We start from the raw sequence: 2893 nt of genomic DNA, 5'->3' as shown, positions 1-2893 counted from the left end.
TTAACTTTTGAAGATGTGGCTAAAGAGTCACCTATTTTAGCAGGTCGTTTAGCTGCCAATTCAAGTGCAGGGATTAGTACAATAGCGAGGCAGATAGAGTCAGTTGTATCATCCGATAGAGCACATCATTTACAAAAACCTGCTTATCAAATAGTTAGAAAATCGATGAGATCTAGAAATGAGTTTCTTGAAGACGATGGGAGTAGGATGCTACATAGTCATGAATGTGAAATTCAGGCGTTGGTTGATGGTGTCACAAGCTATACAGAGCAATTACAGGCTGATGGAGAAATATCTGAGATTAACATTGATTCGGGGCAGATTCTGAACTGTCGTAATGAAGAGTCAATTATTTATTTAGAGTCCTCATTTGAACAACCTCTTAAAAGAGGGGATTCCGTTAAACGAACGGTCAGTTGTATTTATAATGATAGCTTTTTAAATGACTCTGAATATTGGGTTATCCGACCCAGTAATCCAACACAAGATATTGAAGTGCAGTTCATTTTTCCAATTTCTCGACCTCCCAAAAAATGGGGAACAATCGTGAGAAAGTTAAATTATGAAGAACCTTCGATGTACAATGCGCAAAAAGAAATACTACCGGATGGCAGGACCACTTTGTTATGGCAGTTACCAGAGCTTGGAGCACAGTCGTCTTACAAGTTAACTTGGGAGTGGTAATGAATGCTAACAAGTTGATTAATTGGACAAATTTTATTGTTCTGCTTTTCGCTATTCCGCTGCGCGGGCAAAAACCAGTCCAGCAAAATTCAGCAATTATCAAGGCGTTAGCTGTAAAGGAGTACAAATTGAGATTCATTATATCAATCACACTATTATGCACTTCTTTTTTATCAAGTGCTTGTTCCTGTTTTTCACCAAGCCTAGAAGAGTCAGTACAAAATGCAGACTTTATCTATGTTGGTCAAATTATCTCAGCACAGGTTGATGACCCAAAACGAGTTTTAAACTACTTATCTAATATTGAAACATTAAAAGGCTCACCGGACACTGATACTTTAGTTTCTTATATTGAAGAGGGCATGTGCTCTAGCCCCGCAGCAGTTGGATATAGGTATGTTGTTTTTGGTAAAAAAGGTATTACCCCCACTCTAGAATTATGTGGTGCGACTCAAATGATAACTGAGTCAAGTAAAGAGCTTGTTGCTAGCGTTCAAGAAATTACAGCTAACAAGTCGTTAAAGCAGGAAAAATAACAGTTGGCTTTTGCTCCTGCGTCGCTTATTTTAGCCAACAATTATTTGCCTCTTAACGAGGCGTTATATTCACAAGGAGGTTCAATGAAATATTTAAGTATTTTTGCCTTATTGGCATTTTCTTCATTTTCTTATTCAGATAATAGTTTACCTAATAATCGCCATATTTCAGTGGTTGGAACTGCACAACTAAAAGCTAAGCCTGATATTGCAGTAATCCATTTAGAAGTTGAAAGCTTTAAAACTAAAAGTGCTGATGCCAAAAAAGAGGTAGACGATAGAGTTAACAACCTTTTAGATGGTCTGGCCAAATTTAAGATTGATGAAGAAAACGTTTCGGCTTCAAGTATCTCGACGCAACCAAATTACTCATACTCAAATAATGATAAAAGAGAATTAGATGGCTACACAGCTAACCGTAATTTAAAAGTTACCTTAAATGATCTCAAAATCCTGAATGCATTTATGGATTTTGCACTTAGCGTTCAAATTGATGAAATTCGTAATATAGAATTAAAATCATCAAAAGCTGATGCATTAAAAGATGAAGTTAATGCATTAGCGGTTAAAAATGCCAAAGAAAAAGGTAGCTCATTAGCAAATGCTTTTGGTGCTAAGTTAGGTAAAATTTATAGTATTAATTCAACGTCTAATAATAGTCGGTATAGATATGGGGCCAATAGCGATATTGAACGTATCGAAGTTACAGGCTCTAGAGTTAGTAAACCTTCTAGTCCGGGAAAATATTTGCAAGAAAATATCGTTTTTTCAGCATCTATAAGTGTAGTATTTGATCTAGACGTAAAGTGAATATAACAAGCTGTTCAAGGCGGGACTGCTAAAGTTTGGCTCGGTTTCGCTTCGCTACACATTTTAGCCAAACATTATCAGCCCCTTAACAGGGCTACATGGACTCCCCTTTGTCAAGCAATAGCATTTCTGACAACAAGAAGATCTGACAGCAGCTCTACATTCGGCGTTTATTAGCTTTGTTACGCTATCGCCCTGATGATTTGCGCTTGAGCAATGCCTCATTCGTTAAACAGAGTATTAATAAATAATCTCTTCCCGATTAAGCAGGCTTTTTTGCTCTCGGACTGACCGTGTTATCGTCAATTGCTAGTGCACAGACTCGGTGGGGTTTACCTTATTCCTTATTACTTTAAAAAATCATTTCACATAGTCAGCCTGATACTCTTTTTCTGAGTGTAATAATGCCCATATTAGACGGGCGTTTTTAGCGGCCAGCGCAACAGTAGCTCGTTTAAACCCTCGTCGTTCAACAAGCTCTTTTACCCACATACTCATACGGTCGGTTTTGTTTTTACAGTTAGCAATAACAGCTCGTGCGCCATGAATAAGTGAAGTGCGAATATGTTTTTCACCGCGCTTGCTAATTCGCCCTAGGTGCGCTTTTCCGCCTGTTGAATATTGTCGTGGAACTAAACCAATCCATGCAGCAAATGACCTGCTGGTATTAAAATGCTTAGCGTCATTAACCGTCGCTACAACAGCAGTTGCTGTAATTTCACCAATACCATGAATACTCATTAAACGTTTGGCATCTTTCATTTGATTGGCTAACGCATAAAGTTTTCTATCATATTTGAGTATTTCTTCGTTCAGGGTTTTGATACTGAGCCATAAGTCACTGAGTAATTCTCTGGTAAGAA

4 protein-coding genes are annotated in these 2893 nt (G+C 37.8%); 3 read left to right on the top strand and 1 reads right to left on the bottom strand.

Annotation, left to right across the window (positions count from 1 at the left end; all coding sequences use genetic code 11):
- From OCI93_RS20690 to OCI93_RS20680, 3 genes are all read left to right on the top strand, one after another.
- Positions 1–684: hypothetical protein (locus tag OCI93_RS20690; protein ID WP_261627227.1), on the top strand; the 684-nt coding region annotated here is incomplete at its 5' end.
- Positions 684–1220: a hypothetical protein gene (locus tag OCI93_RS20685; protein WP_261627226.1), complete on the top strand. Its 537-nt coding sequence runs from the start codon at positions 684–686 to the stop codon at positions 1218–1220. The genes OCI93_RS20690 and OCI93_RS20685, both read left to right, overlap by 1 nt.
- Before the next feature lie 84 nt (positions 1221–1304).
- On the top strand, positions 1305–2030 hold the full coding sequence (locus OCI93_RS20680) for an SIMPL domain-containing protein (RefSeq protein ID WP_261627225.1): 726 nt from the start codon (positions 1305–1307) through the stop codon (positions 2028–2030).
- Between the two features lie 360 nt (positions 2031–2390).
- Here OCI93_RS20680 and OCI93_RS20675 read toward each other — a convergent pair.
- On the bottom strand, positions 2391–2893 hold a 503-nt coding region (locus OCI93_RS20675; protein WP_261627224.1), incomplete at its 5' end, for an IS110 family RNA-guided transposase.

The organism is Pseudoalteromonas holothuriae (assembly GCF_945859825.1).
Taxonomy (GTDB): Bacteria; Pseudomonadota; Gammaproteobacteria; order Enterobacterales; family Alteromonadaceae; genus Pseudoalteromonas; species Pseudoalteromonas holothuriae.
The sequence above is the reverse complement of the archived record's forward strand: the minus strand, read 5'-3'. Positions and strand labels throughout refer to the sequence as shown.